Source organism: Stomatobaculum sp., assembly GCF_057248925.1.
Window position 1 is genome coordinate 1 of the sequence record NZ_DBHIHF010000036.1, and the last position, 16,984, is coordinate 16,984.

The 16,984-nt window shown below is 47.4% G+C and carries 20 protein-coding genes and 2 pseudogenes; all 22 read left to right on the plus strand.

The window, feature by feature from the left end; all coding sequences use genetic code 11:
• Positions 1–100 precede the first annotated feature (100 nt).
• Positions 101–175, plus strand: a pseudogene (locus tag ACO4XG_RS10460) (SEC-C metal-binding domain-containing protein); the annotation flags it as partial.
• A 687-nt stretch (positions 176–862) separates the two neighbouring features.
• Positions 863–1,483 (plus strand): 4Fe-4S binding protein, encoded by a 621-nt coding sequence (locus ACO4XG_RS10465; RefSeq protein ID WP_308508916.1) that lies wholly within the window; start codon positions 863–865, stop codon positions 1,481–1,483.
• Positions 1,484–1,487: 4 nt separating this feature from the next.
• The gene (locus tag ACO4XG_RS10470) at positions 1,488–2,294 is read left to right on the plus strand and encodes a protein-ADP-ribose hydrolase (RefSeq protein ID WP_308508917.1); all 807 of its coding nucleotides are present in this window, start codon (positions 1,488–1,490) and stop codon (positions 2,292–2,294) included.
• The gene (locus tag ACO4XG_RS10475; RefSeq protein WP_308508918.1) at positions 2,275–3,264 is read left to right on the plus strand and encodes an SIR2 family NAD-dependent protein deacylase; all 990 of its coding nucleotides are present in this window, start codon (positions 2,275–2,277) and stop codon (positions 3,262–3,264) included. Before ACO4XG_RS10470 ends, ACO4XG_RS10475 begins: the two co-directional genes overlap by 20 nt.
• Before the next feature lie 214 nt (positions 3,265–3,478).
• Positions 3,479–3,880, plus strand: coding sequence for a restriction endonuclease (locus ACO4XG_RS10480; protein WP_485129730.1), 402 nt, complete (start codon positions 3,479–3,481; stop codon positions 3,878–3,880).
• A 197-nt stretch (positions 3,881–4,077) separates the two neighbouring features.
• Positions 4,078–4,530: a hypothetical protein gene (locus ACO4XG_RS10485; RefSeq protein WP_308508919.1), complete on the plus strand. Its 453-nt coding sequence runs from the start codon at positions 4,078–4,080 to the stop codon at positions 4,528–4,530.
• A gap of 183 nt (positions 4,531–4,713) precedes the next feature.
• Positions 4,714–5,067: a DUF3990 domain-containing protein gene (locus ACO4XG_RS10490; RefSeq protein WP_308508920.1), complete on the plus strand. Its 354-nt coding sequence runs from the start codon at positions 4,714–4,716 to the stop codon at positions 5,065–5,067.
• Between the two features lie 147 nt (positions 5,068–5,214).
• Complete coding sequence (locus ACO4XG_RS10495; protein WP_308508921.1) at positions 5,215–5,631, plus strand: YjdF family protein; 417 nt, start codon at positions 5,215–5,217, stop codon at positions 5,629–5,631.
• A 269-nt stretch (positions 5,632–5,900) separates the two neighbouring features.
• Positions 5,901–6,062, plus strand: coding sequence for a hypothetical protein (locus tag ACO4XG_RS10500; protein ID WP_308508922.1), 162 nt, complete (start codon positions 5,901–5,903; stop codon positions 6,060–6,062).
• A 36-nt stretch (positions 6,063–6,098) separates the two neighbouring features.
• Entirely contained in the window at positions 6,099–7,262 is a 1,164-nt protein-coding gene (locus ACO4XG_RS10505) for a Fic family protein (RefSeq protein ID WP_308508923.1), read from the plus strand.
• 225 nt (positions 7,263–7,487) lie between these two features.
• On the plus strand, positions 7,488–7,775 hold the full coding sequence (locus tag ACO4XG_RS10510) for a thioredoxin family protein (protein ID WP_308508924.1): 288 nt from the start codon (positions 7,488–7,490) through the stop codon (positions 7,773–7,775).
• Positions 7,776–7,826: 51 nt separating this feature from the next.
• Positions 7,827–8,180: an arsenate reductase family protein gene (locus tag ACO4XG_RS10515; protein ID WP_308508925.1), complete on the plus strand. Its 354-nt coding sequence runs from the start codon at positions 7,827–7,829 to the stop codon at positions 8,178–8,180.
• 147 nt (positions 8,181–8,327) lie between these two features.
• Complete coding sequence (locus ACO4XG_RS10520) at positions 8,328–8,852, plus strand: RNA polymerase sigma factor (RefSeq protein ID WP_308508926.1); 525 nt, start codon at positions 8,328–8,330, stop codon at positions 8,850–8,852.
• Entirely contained in the window at positions 8,849–9,616 is a 768-nt protein-coding gene (locus ACO4XG_RS10525; protein ID WP_308508927.1) for a hypothetical protein, read from the plus strand. Before ACO4XG_RS10520 ends, ACO4XG_RS10525 begins: the two co-directional genes overlap by 4 nt.
• A 13-nt stretch (positions 9,617–9,629) precedes the next feature.
• Positions 9,630–10,508, plus strand: a complete 879-nt coding sequence (locus ACO4XG_RS10530) for an ABC transporter ATP-binding protein (RefSeq protein ID WP_308508928.1) — start codon at positions 9,630–9,632, stop codon at positions 10,506–10,508.
• Between the two features lie 3 nt (positions 10,509–10,511).
• On the plus strand, positions 10,512–11,726 hold the full coding sequence (locus ACO4XG_RS10535) for an ABC transporter permease subunit (protein ID WP_308508929.1): 1,215 nt from the start codon (positions 10,512–10,514) through the stop codon (positions 11,724–11,726).
• Positions 11,727–11,977: 251 nt separating this feature from the next.
• On the plus strand, positions 11,978–12,346 hold the full coding sequence (locus ACO4XG_RS10540) for an arsenate reductase family protein (protein WP_308508930.1): 369 nt from the start codon (positions 11,978–11,980) through the stop codon (positions 12,344–12,346).
• A 282-nt stretch (positions 12,347–12,628) separates the two neighbouring features.
• Positions 12,629–13,438, plus strand: coding sequence for a (deoxy)nucleoside triphosphate pyrophosphohydrolase (locus tag ACO4XG_RS10545; RefSeq protein WP_330670151.1), 810 nt, complete (start codon positions 12,629–12,631; stop codon positions 13,436–13,438).
• Between the two features lie 70 nt (positions 13,439–13,508).
• The gene (locus ACO4XG_RS10550) at positions 13,509–15,005 is read left to right on the plus strand and encodes a carboxypeptidase M32 (protein WP_308508931.1); all 1,497 of its coding nucleotides are present in this window, start codon (positions 13,509–13,511) and stop codon (positions 15,003–15,005) included.
• 125 nt (positions 15,006–15,130) lie between these two features.
• Positions 15,131–15,490: a fluoride efflux transporter CrcB gene (crcB, locus tag ACO4XG_RS10555; RefSeq protein WP_308508932.1), complete on the plus strand. Its 360-nt coding sequence runs from the start codon at positions 15,131–15,133 to the stop codon at positions 15,488–15,490.
• A 172-nt stretch (positions 15,491–15,662) separates the two neighbouring features.
• Positions 15,663–16,112, plus strand: a complete 450-nt coding sequence (locus tag ACO4XG_RS10560) for an Hsp20/alpha crystallin family protein (RefSeq protein WP_308508933.1) — start codon at positions 15,663–15,665, stop codon at positions 16,110–16,112.
• A gap of 256 nt (positions 16,113–16,368) precedes the next feature.
• A pseudogene (tnpA, locus tag ACO4XG_RS10565) lies at positions 16,369–16,700 on the plus strand (IS200/IS605 family transposase); the annotation flags it as partial.
• Positions 16,701–16,984 lie beyond the last annotated feature (284 nt).

Genomic DNA, 16,984 nt, shown 5'->3' on the forward strand with positions numbered 1-16,984 from the left:
CTTATTGGGTGTTTCAGAATACCTGTATCGACTAAGAGAACTTTCTCTTATGTATAATGGCAAAATTCCACTTATGGTTCAGGAAAGAGCAAACTGGCCAAAGAAGATAGGACGTAATGATTCATGTCCATGCGGAAGTGGAAAAAAGTACAAATTCTGTCACGGGAAGAATTAAGGTTGAGACGATGGGGTTTTCGACTTGTTCCGTTTGAGCGAGGTCTTGAAACGGTCGGCAAATCTGTGGTTTTGTATATTTGTATATTATAGGTAGAAGCAAGGTCTTTGACCTGTTTCCGCGAACGTACAAGGGCAAAAATCGGTATGTTTTCAGACCAAAACACGCTTTGACCAATTCCCGCGAACGAACGCAAATCTGGCTACACACTCGACATCAAGATGAAGCAATCGTGCCATGTTGCGACGGTAGTCTTGATGTCAAAGGTATTAGGCAGTCAGCGGCAATGAGCGAAATGGCCGCAAAAATTTCCAGGTGGGAACATAGCAAAGCTAATGTTTGGCGGGTTGAGTAGGCCGTTTCGATGTCAGAGGGTTGCGTTAGCGGCTTGAATGTCATATAAAAGACAGATTTCCGGATGTGCAATTTGCAGCCGGGAATTTTTTTTGAAAATTTTAGATGTAATCATTGACATTATATCTACGGCGCGCTATAGTAAGCCCACAAGATGAAAACAAGTCAATTACATCAAAACATCAATCCCGGAATTCAAAGGAGGATACTCCCATGACAAACATGGAAACGGCAATGGCTCTCGTCAAATGAAGAAATACACGATAGAGGATCTGCGAACGGGAATGCAGGAAATTCTTGAAAAAGAAGCCTGTTTCAAGGGAGATGCTGATTATGAAGGCAAAAGATTATCTGAGCTATGTGGTTAAGGAAATACACACGGCTGTTGTCGCAACAGTGGACGATGAGGGACTCCCCGTCACTGCAGCCATTGATATGATGGATACAGACGGGGACAGTCTGTACTTTTTGACCGCAAAGGGAAAAGGATTCTATGGCAGGCTCATGAAGCGGCCTTTCATAGCCTTCACAGCGATGAAAGGCGAAGATACCATGTCAAGCGTTGCCGTGTCGGTTCGCGGTAAGGTCAGGGAGCTTGGATATGCTAAGATTCCGGAACTGTTCGGCAAGAATCCATATATGCATGAAATATACCCTACGGAAGAGTCAATGAAAGCACTGACGGTTTTTCAGATTTACGAAGGCAGCGGCGAGTGGTTTGACCTGTCAAAAAAGCCCATAGAGCGGGACAGCTTTACCTTCGGCGGAGCGGAAAAGAAGCAGGAAGGATTTTTCATTGCCGATGCCTGTATCGGATGCGGAAGTTGTGCGGCGGTCTGTCCGCAGAATGGCATTCTTACCGACGGCCTTCCTTATGTGATCGAACAGGAACATTGCCTGCATTGCGGGAATTGCCTGACTGCCTGTCCGATCAGTGCGGTAGAAAGAAGGTAATCGTATGAGTGAGAAAATAACGCAGGAGCAGCGGCTTGACTATCTTTTGGAGGCGTTCAAGGCTGATTCCGCTGAATATAAAGAGTTACAGCTGCCGGGAGATACGGAGGAAAAGCAGAGAATTCTGCGTTCGCTGATGAACATCCGTATGCCGAGGCTGCTGTCGAGAGATGTGCTTGCGGTTCAAGATGAATACCTCAGAAGCAGAGCCGAAGAAAAAGGCATAGTACATCTTTCCGACATCTCGGTTATCAGGGATGAGCTTTCCGTCTGGCAGGGTGACATCACAAGGCTTGCGGTAGACGCCATAGTCAATGCGGCCAACTCTCAGATGCTTGGATGCTTTGTTCCTATGCACAGCTGCATTGATAACTGCATTCACAGCTTTGCCGGAGTTCAGCTTAGAGCCGAGTGCAATCGGCAGATGAATCAACTGCGGATTAGATACGGCAAAAATTATGAACAGCCGACCGCCGTTCCCATGCTGACAGATGCCTATAACCTTCCGGCGAAAAAAGTCATTCACATTGTGGGACCGATCGTGCAGAATCAGCTGACGCCGGACTTGGAAAAAGACCTAGCCGACTGCTATCAAAATACGCTCGATATGTGCAGGGAGAACGGACTGAAAAGTGTGGCGTTCTGCTGTATTTCCACAGGCGTATTTCATTTCCCGAATAAACGAGCTGCGGAAATCGCAGTCAATACGGTGGAAAAATGGATGGCGGATAATCCAGGCGTGATGGATAGGGTGATCTTCAATGTTTTTAAGGATGAGGACAAAAAATACTATGAAGAACTTATACAATGAACTGCCGAACGGATATCAGGATAGCATCTGGAAGGGACTTGGCACAGTGAGATATTTCAGCGGAAATATGTCATTCGGAACAGGCTCTAGGGAGGAACGAATCTCCGAATTAAAGAAAGAAATCGAAGCGGCAGATGCTATAGTGATCGGAGCGGGTGCCGGACTTTCCACTTCCGCCGGACTGACCTATAGCGGAGAGCGCTTTGAAAGGTACTTCTTTGACTTTGCAAGGAAGTACGGCATTCGGGATATGTATTCCGGCGGTTTCTATCCGTTCCCCGATGAAGAAACACGCTGGGCGTGGTGGGCAAGGCATATCTATTTCAACCGATATATTGATGCGCCGAAGCCTGTCTATCAGGAACTGCTCTCACTTGTGAAAGATAAGGATTATTTTGTTGTTACAACGAACGTTGATCACCGGTTTCAGAGAGCAGGCTTTGATAAAAAGCGTCTGTTTTACACCCAAGGAGACTATGGACTTTTCCAGAGCATCAATCCACATATACAGAAAACCTATGACAATGAAGAATGGGTCACGAAAGCGATGGAAGCGCAGGGGTTTTTAAGGGATGAAAGCGGCGTGTTCCAAGTGCCGGAGGACGGCGGTATCGCTATGCGAATTCCGACTGAGCTGATTCCAAAGTGCCCGGATGATGGTTCTGATGTTGTGATGAACCTCCGTGCGGATGATTCTTTCGTGGAAGATGAGGGCTGGCATAAGGCGTCGGCAGCCTATTCCGATTTCCTTCGCAGACACGAAAACCTACATGTATTGTATCTGGAGCTTGGCGTGGGGGCTAACACACCTGTCATTATAAAATATCCGTTCTGGCAGATGACGCTTGCCAACGAGAAAGCGGTTTATGCCTGCATCAATTACGGAGAGGCGTTCTGTCCGGGTGAGCTTGAGAAAAGAAGCGTCTGTATCAATGGGGATATTCGCGAAGTATTAACCGGGATAGAATAATTGTGTGCTTTAAAAAGATTAAGAAGGCTCCTTTACTGCCATCAGCGGTAGTAAGGGGGCCTTGTTTTATGCCTAGATGTCGATTGTGATTTCGGATTTGAAGTCCACAGTGAAAAGGTCTTCGAAAACAGTGATCTTTGATTCGGATAACGCCTATCCGAAGTATTCTCGTATGAAACAACACATTATGGATATAGCTTAAGACCGAGAGCTAATTTACAATAGTTTTTCTCGTGAATTTGAAGAGGTTATTGGGCGCCTGTTTCAGGATGAAGGCTTTGAAACAAAATTAAAACAGCCGACAAGAGACAGGAGGAGTGATATAATTGCTATGAAGTATGCAATGGGCAAACCGATAGTCTTTTACATTGAATGTAAAAGATGGGGTAGAGTTCAATTCTCTGACAGAATCAACAAATCAATTTTGGTGACTACAGGGCATGTGACTCGTGGCGCACGAAGATTTGTAGACGATCACAATACTATGATGAGCGTGATTGATGCTGACGAGATCCATGAGATTATTCGGGAAAGCACAAGGAAGATTCTCGAAAAGTTCCATTTCATGCGGGTTTCAGAAAACGGTAGATGCGTTCCCGCGAGCAAGCAGACTTGAAGTAAACGGGAAAATTATGGATATGTTCTGATGTATTCAGTTGGACTTGTTCCCACGAATGCCGGAGGTCGCTGACATAAAAGCGGACGTATCGAGCCCTGTGGAGACGGTGACGATGCTCGAGAGAGCAAGGCATTGATTTCTGAAAACGGTAATGTGTTTTTGGAGATTCCTGTTGTTTTGACAGGAGAAATAGAATGGCTGCAAAAGGAGCTATATCAATGAGAATGACAGTAACGACATTCGTGCAATTGTTGCTTTGGATATGGTTTCTGGGATGTACGATTACATGGCGCTTCGGGAAACGAATTCTTGTGGAAGGAATGGGGATCAAGAGTGCAGAGTTTGCCATGCTTTGCCTGTACAGCATGGGGTTGATTGGCTATCACTTTTTTCAACCCATCGGCAAATGGATTTTGTTCGCGATCCTCGCGTTGTGGTTTGTAATCCAGTTTTTTTGCCATTGGTACTACACCGTCTTTGGAGCTTCCGCGCAAAAACTGAAAGGCTACAATGAATGCTTCCAAGGAACAGTAAGACTCATTCCCATGAGTGATAAACGCTTGATACCGGATTTCTATCATATTGTGCTACACCTATTAATATTGGCAAACGGAGTGCTTTGCTTGCTATCCCGCGCTCAGGTTTAGAACCGTCATCTCCGGCGAGATTTCTCTTTGCCATTGTTTTAGCATTATTATTTAGAATCAGCAGCTGTTATAGAGAGTTACATACATACATTGCGGAGAAGGTGGCACCGCCGGAGAAGGGGTGTAGAAGTATGGTGTCGGAATATGAGATGCTACACACACAAAGTAAAGAATATATTGTGAATGATATTCTGGAAGTCATCTTACTTTGCAATCGAAAGCCCGGATTTACTGCACTCGCGACCGAATTTAGACTTTGGAAAAGGATTTTACCTGACGTCGATTCGTGAGCAAGCAGTAAAATGGTGCGGGAAGTTTGAGTATTTATATCAGCGGCTCAAAGTGCTACAATTTGGCACATATTCGGAAGAGTGGCTTGAATTCATACTTGCTTGCAGAAGTGGGAAGGATAGTTCTGATTACGATGCAGTCTGCGGTGGTATCGAAGATGACCGGCTGTTTCATACGGTTGAACCGTACTCTGCTCTTACCTGTTTGAGATATATGGGAATTATACCTTTTGCTTCGCGAAGGTGAAAAAAACAAAGATAAAAACGCAACGCGTACAGCAATGTATGCCAGAGCCGGTAGGTAGCCCGGCCGTCACGGCGTAGCCGTGGTAAGTAACCTGCCCTCCGGGTTGTCCGTTCTTTGTTCGTGGATTGAATCTTAGGAGGGATTATCATGGACAAAGTAGTTGTCAAACTGACGGTTTATTTTGAAAATCCGTTTTGGGTTGGCGTATTTGAGCGGATTGCGGGTGGACATTTGTCGGCAGCAAAAATCACCTTCGGGGCAGAACCCAAGGACTATGAAATCGCCGGTTTCGTACAAAGACATTTTTATGAGCTGCGTTTCAGTCAGTCTGTGCCGACGGAACGAAGGGAAGCAAAGAAGAACCCGAAGACAGCACAGCGTGACGCGAAGAGGCAAATGCAACAGGTCGGAATCGGGACAAAGTCACAGCAGGCGCTAAAACTGCAGCATGAAGCGAAGCGCCTGGAAGGCAGAAAAAAGAACAGAGAGGAAAAGCAGGCAAAAGCGGAGCGCCTGTTTCTGTTAAAACAGCAGAAGCGAAAAGAGAAGCACAGAGGGCGATAACAGAGGAAGAGAATGGACTTTATACAAGATAGAGCTTGGAATACCGATTTCAGCCTTCAGAGCAGCCGGGTAAAGGCAATCAAGTTCCATAATAAAATTCTGACGTTTAAGCTCGACCGTATATTTCGATGTGTCGAAGGCGAAGAGGTAGATTGCCCGGGTGAATTTCGTTTTGAAGCTTGTGACTTGGACTTGTGCCGCGCGCTGATATTCAATAAAACGCTGGGAGAGGGCGCTTTACCGGGAGAGCCCTCTCTCTGCGGGAGTTTATGGATGTATATGGGAATGCGGAATTTGAAATCATGAGCGAGGGCTATTTCGGCAATACGACCACTTATAGCGGGTGGCTCTGGGAAGCGGAAAAAGCACCGGTATCCGCAATTCTGTATCTTTGGAATCGCGGGAATCGGATTTATCGAATCGAGGAATAGGTACTCATTTGGTTTTTGTGAGGGAGGTGAAGGGCTGTGAACCAGGATCCGTTTCAAGAATATATGCGGGATTCCGAGCCGGACAAACGCAAAAAGGGCTATGCATGGCGAACCGGAATCGGTCTACAGGCAGTAGACGGACTAAAAACCTCCGACTATTTGTTGCATACGGCTGTCCGCAATATTGAAGGCGAGATAACCTTTCAAGAGGCCAATGCCCTGTTACAGAGCTATTATGAAGCGCATCCATCGAGTGATTTTGAAGATCGCACGGAGGAGGCGGATAAGGTTTCTATCAGAATTGCGGAGCTTCTTTCGGAAAAAGCGTTCAGTTTTACACCGCAGGAATACATTTCAATCCACCGAAAATTATTTGCGGGAATTTATTCGCATGCGGGACGCCTCAGGGACTATAACATTACCAAACAGGAGTGGGTTCTTGACGGAGCAAGCGTTCTTTACGGCAGCGCAACGGAACTGAGAGCAACCTTGGACTATGATTTTTCCGAAGAAAGAAACTTTTCGTACAAGGGGCTGTCGCTGGATGAGATGATTCACCATCTCGCGGTATTTCTTTCGAGGCTCTGGCAAATTCATATATTCGGAGAGGGAAACACCAGGGTAACGGCGGTATTCTTTATCAAATATCTGAGGAGCTTAGGGTTTGAGACTACGAATGACGTTTTTGCCGAAAATGCGTGGTATTTTCGGAATGCGCTTGTCCGGGCAAATTATAACGACCTAAAAAAAGGAATTCATGAGACGACAGCGTTTTTGGAACTCTTTTTGCGCAACCTTTTGTTGAATGAGCATCATCCGCTTCGGAACCGGACCTTGCATATCAGTTGGTCAAACGACGAGGCAATGAAACCGGACATTGGGACGAAAAAACCGGACATTGGGACGAAAAAACCGGATATTGAAACGAAAAAACCGGGCATTGACAAGATAAAACCGGACATTGGAGCGGCGAAATCGACTATTATATCCGGTTTTTTGCCAAAAACAGCCGGGCACATACGGAAACTCCGGGAAGCATTCCCGGAGGGAGAGATTTTCGGACGGACAGAAGTTATGAAGGTGCTTGATTTAAAAACTTCCGGAGCGTCTGAGCTTCTGATGAAACTGCGAAAGAGCGGCATTGTTGAAGCGGTTAGCGGTCAGGGGAAAGGGAAATATCGCTTCATTCAGTGTTCTTGAGTGTCAAATAGTTTTCTTGAGCGTCAAGGTATTTTAAGGAATGAAGCCACCGAAAGGCACATCGCCCAATCTTACATGAGAGCAGTTTGACCTTTACAGTATCCCGTTGCGGTATGAGGTGAATTAGGGAGTGCTGCGGGAGTATTGCGAAAAGAATTGGGGTATGCCGGAAGGCTATCGGCAGCTGCAGAGAAAAAGAATGCGATATCTACAAGGAGGCATAGTATGAGAATTGAAGTGAAGCAATACGGCTCGGAGACCTGTGCGCCTTGCGTGGCAATCAGACGCAAGCTCGAGAAATGGCAGCGGGTGCATCCTACGGTGAATTATAGCTATTTCCCGATTGAAGATCATCAGGAGGAGGCGGCTCAGAAAGGGATTTTATCGGTTCCGACAGTCATAGCCGTGATTGATGGTACGGAAGTAGCAAGAGAAGCGGGCTACTTTAGCTTGGACAAAATGCTTGCTCAACTGGAGCGATACATGAAAATGGCGGGAGAGACAGAAGTATGATCGGAACAGTGACGGTGAGGAAAAACAATGGTTAAGTCGGAGAAGATAAGAATGTTGAAGGTATATTGCTACAGCCGTTGCAGCACTTGTAAGAAAGCCTTGAAGTGGCTGGATGATAAGGGCATTAAGTATGAGTTGATTGACATCAAAGAAAATCACCCGAGCGAAGAGGAGCTCCGCAAGTACCATGCGATGAGCGGTCTGCCGCTAAAGCGCTTCTGGAATACCAGCGGTATCCCTTACCGGGAAATGGGTCTTTCCAAGAAACTGAAAGAAATGAGCGAGGACGAGCAGTTTGCGCTGCTTGCAACGGACGGCATGCTGGTGAAGCGGCCGCTGCTGGTGGAAGAGAACTTCGCGCTGACGGGGTTCAAAGAAGAGGAGTGGGCGGAAAAGTTGCTGTGAGAAGTTCCTAACAGGAGCTATGTGTGCAGAAGAGCTCTGCAAGCTGTGGGTTACGGCTTGCAGGGCTCTTTTGCTACGGATGCAAGAATGATATCGTTTGCACATTTCCCCGCGCTTATTTGTTAAGTAGTATAAGGAGGTGAAAAAGTGGCAGATGAAGAGAAGTTGTCGGAACTGTCTGCTGACGACATTGAAGAAATAATTCGGGAAAATTATGCGGATATATTCAGGTATTGCTTTTGGCGGACAAAGCAGCGATCCGATGCGGAAGATTTGACACAAGAAACTTTTTTGTGTTTTATCAACAGTCTGTCTCATTACTCTGATCGAGGTAAGCCGAAAGCACTGCTCTATACGATTGCCCGGAATCTATGTATCAACTGGAATAAGCGGATGAAGCCGCTGCCCTTGTCAGATGAAACACTGGAGAATATTTCCTTTGTTGAGGCAGACAAAGAAGTTGAGATTGCGAACAGGCTTACCTTACACAAATACATGAATCAGCTGCCGAAGGACCAGCAGGAGATTTTGCTGCTGCGATACTACCTGGAACTGCAGGTCAATGAAATCGCGAAGACCTTGGGAATCAGCCGATTTGCAGTGATGTATCGTTTGAGAACAGCAATGAAAAATTTGCGGCAAGATATTAGGAAAGGAGGTTCCGGGTTTTGAAAAACGAGCTTGAATCGAGCATCAGAGAATACTATTCCGAGATTTCTCCATCCCCGGACGAACAGAAGATTGAACAGACAATACGGCAGGCACGAGCTATTATGCGCAAAATCGAATACACGGAAGAGAGTGCTTCTTTCTTTGATTTCTTCCTGTCGCAGTTTTTGTTTATCAGAAAGCGGGTTTGGCTGATTCAGTTTGTGATTTTGCTTATCTGTGCCTCTCTGCTCACAGGAAAGCGGGAAGCCGCAAGCGCAATCGGCGTGATGTCTACGCTTACACCGCTGATTTTCTTGACTTGGACGCAAGAGCTATCCCGAGCTTTTCTCTATGAAACTGCAGAGGTTGAGTTATCCACTCGTTTCACCTTGCGTCAAGCTGTAATTTCTAGAATTACAATGATAGGACTTTTTGATTTGCTGTCCGTGACTTTGCTTGGCTTTCTGACCGCCCACAGATTTGGATTGGAAATGCCACATATTTTCATGTTTTTGTTTGTTCCCTTTCTTTTCACGGCGTTTGGTTGTCTGTTCATACTGAATTATTTTCCAATCAGATCCAATGTATATTGCTGTGCCGGATGGTGTGGACTGGTTATGATTGTATTTTTTTATCTTTCAAACTGGGAAACCCAAATCTATGATGCAACCCTGATGCTGGTTTGGTATATGGCTTTTGTGATCGCATTGCTATTAACTGTGCTTACGTGCTATTTGCTGCTTAAAAAATGTACGCGGGACTTCTGCTTCCGTCAGACGGCTTGAGAGGAGGGTTCGTATGGAATTGGAGTTGAAGGATTTAACAAAGAAATATAGGGAAAAAATTGCTGTCAATCACGTCAGTGCGGTTTTTCGCCCCGGTACGTATGGACTGCTCGGAGCAAACGGAGCAGGGAAAACAACCTTGATGCGAATGATTTGTGATGTTCTGACCCCGAGCTCCGGGGAGATAACAGTAAACGGAAACCGAATCAGCGTCATGGGAGAACACTATCGCATGTTGCTGGGCTATTTGCCCCAGAATTTCGGCTATTATCCCGATTACACCGCAAAAGAATTCATGCATTATATTGCCGCTCTGAAAGGGATTCCAAAACCCGCGGCAAAAAATCAGACAAAACAACTCCTTGAATTGGTTTCTCTAACGAGTGTTTCCGATCAGAAAATCAAGACCTTTTCCGGTGGAATGAAACAACGTCTGGGGATTGCACAGGCCATTTTGGGGAATCCCAAAATATTGATCCTCGATGAACCAACGGCAGGGCTTGACCCAAAAGAGCGGGCTCGCTTTCGGAATCTGATTGCCGATTTTGCAAAGGATAAAATCGTAATTTTATCAACACACATTGTTTCGGATGTGGAGTATATTGCCGATCATATCCTTCTGATGAAACAGGGGAGTTTTCTTCTCTCCGGTTCGACACAGGAATTAGCGCATGAGATAGACGGAAAAGTTTGGACCTGTACCGTTACAAAAGAGAGCTTAAGCAATCTGAATGAGAGATACACCATTGTTAATCTGCACCACACGGCCTCTGAACTTGCTGCGATTCGGGTTGTAGCGGATGAGAGACCACAATCTGATGCAATAGCGGTCGAGCCGACATTGGAAGATTTGTACTTATACCACTTTCAGGAGAAGAAAGAGAGGTATTAAGGAATGCTTGAACTGATAAAACTGGAGTGGATTAAACTCTGCAGAAAAAGACTTACGATAGCGGTGACTTTTTTCTGTGTATTTGCGACGTCGATTATTTTCAGCCTGCCGTTTTTGCAATATCAGATATGGGATGCAAACGGTACCATGCTGACACACGGTGAAGCTGTTTCTTATCGAAAGACGATATACGATGAGATTTTAAACGGAAGCTTAACAGAAGAGCGCATCACGGATGCTATGAGAGAATACAAGGATAAGTATTCCGATGCTGCGAATCTAATGACCCAGCGCGGCGGAGAAACATCGTTCACCGATGAAGTATACTATCGTTATTTTGCGCCAAGGCAATCCTATCTGAATATGATCGGAAATGCCTACAGCAACAATGAATACGGTGCGGCGAATATCTTATCCGTGAATCTTGAAAACGGAGCCGAGTTCTATGAAACAAGACAGGAGACAATAGCTGAACGGATTAAAAACAATGAGGATTTAAGCGATGATGAAAAGACTTATTGGAGAGAAAAGAGTTTATCGCTTGCCGTTCCTTTTGCGTACGGCTATGCACTTGGTTGGGCAAGCTTTGGTGAAACAGCCGACATGCTGATTATCTGCATAGTAGGCATCTGCATCGTGCTTGCTCCGATTTTTGCGGGTGAATACCAATCAGGAGCGGATGCGGTGATTCTCTCTACGCGGTATGGAAAGAACAAGATTATCAGCGCAAAAATTTTTGTTGCATTTCTGTTCGGAACCATTGTATTTGCCGTAAACGCCGTAATTGCCTTGCTTCTACCGCTGCTGACCTTCGGAGCAGAGGGGGGAGAGCTCCCTGTGCAGATTGCCTATATCAGCAGCCCGTACAATTTGACTTTTGCGCAGGCGGATTTGCTTATCATTCTGATTGCCTATATTGTTTTAGTCGGGCTGATCGCAATAACCCTTTTATTCTCGGCAAAAATGAAATCAGCTTTTGCGGTGCTCATTCTTGATGTCTTGATTATTTTTATTCCGATGTTTTTCTCGCTGAGCAAAACAAATGCCTGGCTGCCTGCCATGGCTACATCAGGACTGTCAAGGTATAGTTATTTTATCTCATATCGCTTGGGACATTTTATAGTCGATATCTTTTGTATGATTGTGATTGCCTACGCGATCATAACAGTCTTATCCCTTGCTTTCGCTCGGATGCTCTTCCGGAAACACCAGGTCTAGCAAGCAGCATAACGTAGCTTTATAGAGAGCTCTTAGACGGCGGTTTTTCATGGAAAGCCGCCGTCTATGTTTTTGCAGCGTCAAGCTTGATGTCAGATGAGAGCTTGTCTCCGAGCAGCCGGGGGATCGTCGATACGGGCGGAACATTTATCGCGGTCTGCGAAAGCAACGGTAGAATTTCACTCGATTTCCCTGTAAGCTTGCGTTGAGTCATGGACTTGCCCCCTGACGCACCACCTTGATTGTTTTGAATGGAGGAGAAAACATTGTTAAACGTATATTGCTACAGCCGCTGCAGCACCTGTAAGAAGGCCCTCAAATGGTTGGATGATAAGGGCATCCGGTATGAGTTGATTGACATCAAAGAAAATCACCCGAGTGAAGAGGAGCTCCGCAAATACTATGCCATGAGCGGTCTGCCGCTAAAGCGTTTCTGGAATACCAGCGGCATTCCTTACCGGGAAATGGGTCTTTCCAAGAAGCTGAAAGAGATGAGCGAGGACGAACAGTTTGCGCTGCTCGCAACCGACGGCATACTGGTGAAGCGGCCGCTGCTGGTGGGAGAGAACTTCGCACTGACGGGGTTCAAAGAAGAGGAGTGGACGGAAAAGCTGCTGTGAGAAGAAGAGCTCTGCAAGCTGTAGATGACAACTTGCAGGGCTCTTCTGCTACGGACGCAAGAATAATCTCGTTGGTAAATCATCAAGGAAGCGATTTTTTTCGGTTTTCTCTTGGCAACCACTGGGGGGTATTACAAAAATTTGCTTGTATTACGGCAAATGCTAAAAATGCCGAATTTCAAACAAATCATGAGGCTACCGTCCGCTCGTATTATAGCGCATGATGTCGGATGAGCCTGCTCCCTGTCTTGCTATTGGCGCAGAACATGATAGACTGAAGCTATGAAAACAGTCAAAGTAGTCGCAGCTGTCATCTGTGATTCGCTGCGGGAAAAACAGAGCATATTTGCGACAGCCAGAGGATACGGGGAATTCAAGGGACAGTGGGAATTTCCGGGCGGAAAGGTGGAGTCCGGAGAGAGTGCGGAGCAGGCGCTTCTACGTGAGCTTCGGGAAGAACTCGATGTGAATATCCGAATCGGTGATTTAATTGAGACCGTCGAGTACGATTACCCGGCGTTTCATCTCTCCATGGATTGTTTCTGGTGCGAGCTTTTGGGCGGAGCGCCGAAGCTACTGGAAGCCGAGGACGGCCGATGGCTCACGAAAGCCGAGTTGTATACAGTGCCTTGGCTCCCCGCGGACATCTCCCTCATTCGGAATATCGAGTCAAAGATGGGAGAGCCGGATCTCTTGCGTATGCAGGCACTTCGACTGTTGCGGCACCTCTGTGAGGAGCACATCCTCCCCGAGACCGTGTTTCATGCGCCTGTGCCGGAGACGCAGAACTTCTCGGCATTGGTATCCCGCCTTAGGCTTGCACTGGGAGAGCGCTACCCGTCCACCAAGTTAAAGCGCATCATGAAGAGCGTGCATTACGCAAACGGCTTTTCCGATGCGGACTTACGAGAGGCAGCCTTTACGCTGGATGAGGCGGAACAGTACCTGGTTCGGAACGGCTTCCTCGACCATGACCGCGGCGTTGCCTATTTTAACGAGAGAATCACGGCGTCTGATTTTAGCGTGACGGCGCAGTCCTTACTCGGCGTCATGATAGAGAGTTTGCTGCTCGCGAAGGCGGGGAAAGGTTAAGGCTTCAAGTTCGAACCCAAGGTTCGGATTTTCATCGACACAATTCACATTTATCTCGAAAGGAGCATCTATGACGACACAGGAAAAATTGAAACAGTACCGCGATTGGATTTTCAAATGCTCTGCCTACAGCATGGCGCTCAATATCATCGATATTGACAAGCAGACGGTTGCGCCGAGCGCAGGTGCGGCTTACCGCGATGAGAGGTCCTCGTATCTCGCGGGCGAGCTCTTTAGCCTTGAGACCGACCCGGAGATTATTGCGCTCTTAAAGGAGTTAAAGGACGACCCGGAGGTAGATGCCGAGACAAAGCGCGCCGTGCAGCTCTACTATAAGGGCGTCATGGACACCATGTGCATTCCGAAGGAAGAGTATGTGGCATACCGGAAGCTCTGCAACGAGTCTTTTGATGCCTGGATTCTCGCAAAGTCCAAGGCGGACTATTCGATTTTTGAACCCTATTTAAAGCAGGTGATCGAGAGTCAGAAGAAGCTCTACGGCTACCGCGACAGCAAGCTCTCGGTCTACAATCAGATGCTGGATGACTTTGAGCCCGGCATGACGGAAGAAAAGTACGATGCCTTCTTTGCGGCGTTGAAAGAGCGTCTGGTCCCGTTAATCCGCAAGGTGACACAGGCAAAGCAGATCCGCGAGGACTTCCTGCACCTCGAGTACCCGGTCGAAGAGCAGAAGAAGTTTATGAATGAGCTTCTTAGCTACCTGCACTTTGATCCCTCCTGGGGCTACCAGAACGAGTCCGAGCATCCCTTTACCTCCTGGACTTGTGAGAACGACTGCCGCACCACAACCAAGTATGTTCCGAACGGCGTGGTCTCGGCGATTTTCTCGACCGTGCATGAGGTGGGACACGCGTACTATGAGCACGATGTGGATCCGAAGTACGACGGCATGATACTCTCGGAGGGCATTTCTTCCGGCATGCACGAGTCCCAGTCCCGTCTCTGCGAGAACTATCTGGCGCGCACCGAAGCTTTCTGGCGCTATCACTACCCGAAGCTCAAGGCGCAGTTCCCGAAGCAGCTCGGCGATGTGAGCCTTGCGGACTTCTTGAAAGCGGTCAATGCTTCCAAGCCCTCCTTTATTCGCACCGAGGCGGATGAGCTCACCTATCCGCTGCATGTCCTGATTCGCTATGAGATCGAGAAGGGGCTCTTTAACGGCAGCATCTCGACCGAGGGCCTCGACAAGACCTGGAACGCGAAGTACAAGGAGTATCTCGGTGTCGATGTGCCGAATGCGAAAGTCGGCATCCTGCAGGACGTACACTGGTCCGGCGGCAGCTTCGGCTACTTCCCGACCTATGCGCTCGGCACGGCGTTTGCGGCGCAGTTCGTGCACACCATGCGGAAGGAACTGGATGTGGACAAGCTGCTCGAGAACAATCAGTACGATGTGGTCATGGGCTGGTTAAAGGAGCACATCCACAAGTACGGCTGCCGCTATGACGCGCCTGAACTCATGAAGCTGGTCACGGGCGAGGACTTTGATGTGAATTACTTCCTCGACTACATCGAAGAGAAGTATACAAAGCTGTATCAGCTGTAAATGTTCCGACCTAATGTTCGGGGCGGTGTCCGGTGGGATGCCGCCCCACTGCTTTACGGTATAAGAGCTACAGTCGCACGGGCGACAATTGTGTGTTGTTTGATTGTGATGAAAGGAAGTCTGTTTTGCTGAATGGTATCGTTGTAGCGATGGGCGGAGCGATCGGCGCAGTGCTCCGTTATCTGATCGGTCTTTTGCCGCTGAATCCGCAGAACGGGTTCCCGCTAAAGACCTTTTGTATCAATGTAATCGGCGCCTTTGTAATCGGTCTGGTTGCGGCGCTGAGTGCAAGAGCAAGTCTCAATCCGCGCTTCACGCTGTTTCTAAAGGTGGGGATTTGCGGCGGTTTTACGACCTTCTCTTCGTTTGCGCTGGAGACAGAGACTTTGCTCGGAAAAGGGAATCAGACCATAGCCCTGCTCTATGTGCTGTCGAGTCTGGTCTGCGGCGTTCTGGCAGTGGCAGTGGCTGAAAGTCTGGTATAAAAGCGTTCACAAAAGGTTCACATAATATTAGCACTCAACTATTGACGGTGCTAACAACAGAGGTATAATGGGCACTGTAAAGAGGAACAGAGAGTAAGCAAAAGAGAGTTCACCCTCCTTCCCCTGAATCAGCTTCGACCTTACGGTCGAGGACAATTAAGGAGGTAAGAGTATGTTAGTACCGAGTCTGTTTGGCGAGAATTTGTTTGATGATTGGTTTGATTTCCCGGCATTGAAAGGAGCAGACCGGACGGAGCGGAAGTTGTACGGTCGCCACGCGAGAATGTTGATGAAGACCGATGTGCATGAGAAAGAGGACAGCTATGAGCTGGACATTGATCTGCCGGGCTTCAAGAAAGAAGAGCTCACGGTGGAGCTGAACAACGGTTATCTCACGGTCAGTGCCGCAAAGGGGCTGGACGAAGAGAAGAAGGATCAGGATGGAAAGCTGATTCGGCAGGAACGCTATTCGGGTTCCATGCAGAGAAGCTTCTATGTGGGCGCACATGTGAAAGAAGAGGATGTGAAAGCGAAGTTTGAGCAGGGTGTCCTGAAACTCAGTATTCCGAAGAAGACAGAGGCAAATCTGCCGGAGAAGAAGACCATTCTGATTGAAGAATGATTGCGTGAAAACAAATGCGAGTTCAGGTGGAGTGGATGCCACTGAAAAAGAAAAAGCTGCCGCAGTATTGCGGCAGCTTTTTTTTTGAAGCTCTTGGCTTTAGCCTGCTGAGCATGGTTCGCTTGCAAAGCAAGTGAACCGTTGCGAAGCAAAAACCCACCCGCTATGCGGGTGGAGACAAATCGTTTAACAAAGAAATCACCTTTCCGTACAATAGAGGTGTCCAAGCCACTACTGAGAAAGGAAAGGTGATTTCATGCCAAAGGCAAATAGTGCTGCACATACCAAATGGCTGTGCAAGTACCATATCGTCTTTACGCCAAAGTATAGACGAAAAATAATCTACAATCAATACAAGAAGGATTTGGCTCAAATCCTGCATGATCTTTGCGCATACAAGGGCGTAGAGATTCGTAGAGATTCGTAGAGATTATAGAAGGTCATTTGATGCCAGATCATGTGCACATGCTAGTGAGCATATCGCCGAAGATTCGTGTATCGTCATTCATGGGCTACCTGAAAGGGAAAAGCTCGCTGATGATGTTCGATCGGCATGCGAATCTGAAGTATAAGTTTGGGAACAGGCAGGAGTACGAGGATCCGTTCGGGGCGAAGCCTGGAACGGATCGAAGGTAATTGAGCCAATAATTGCCCCTTTAGGGGCAGCCAGGTGATAAAAGCAAGGTGGCTTGAACGGAGCCCTCAGGAAGCTTTTGCTTCCTGAGAGGCGCAAAGAGAAAGCCAGCGCCTTTAGACGCTGGCTAGTAACGCGGGCTTATAGCCCGCATCCCGAACCACCCATTTTACGGGTGGGGGCGATATTAGGCTCCCAGTATCAGTGAAGAATCACAGTCTTCAACATCATAATGATG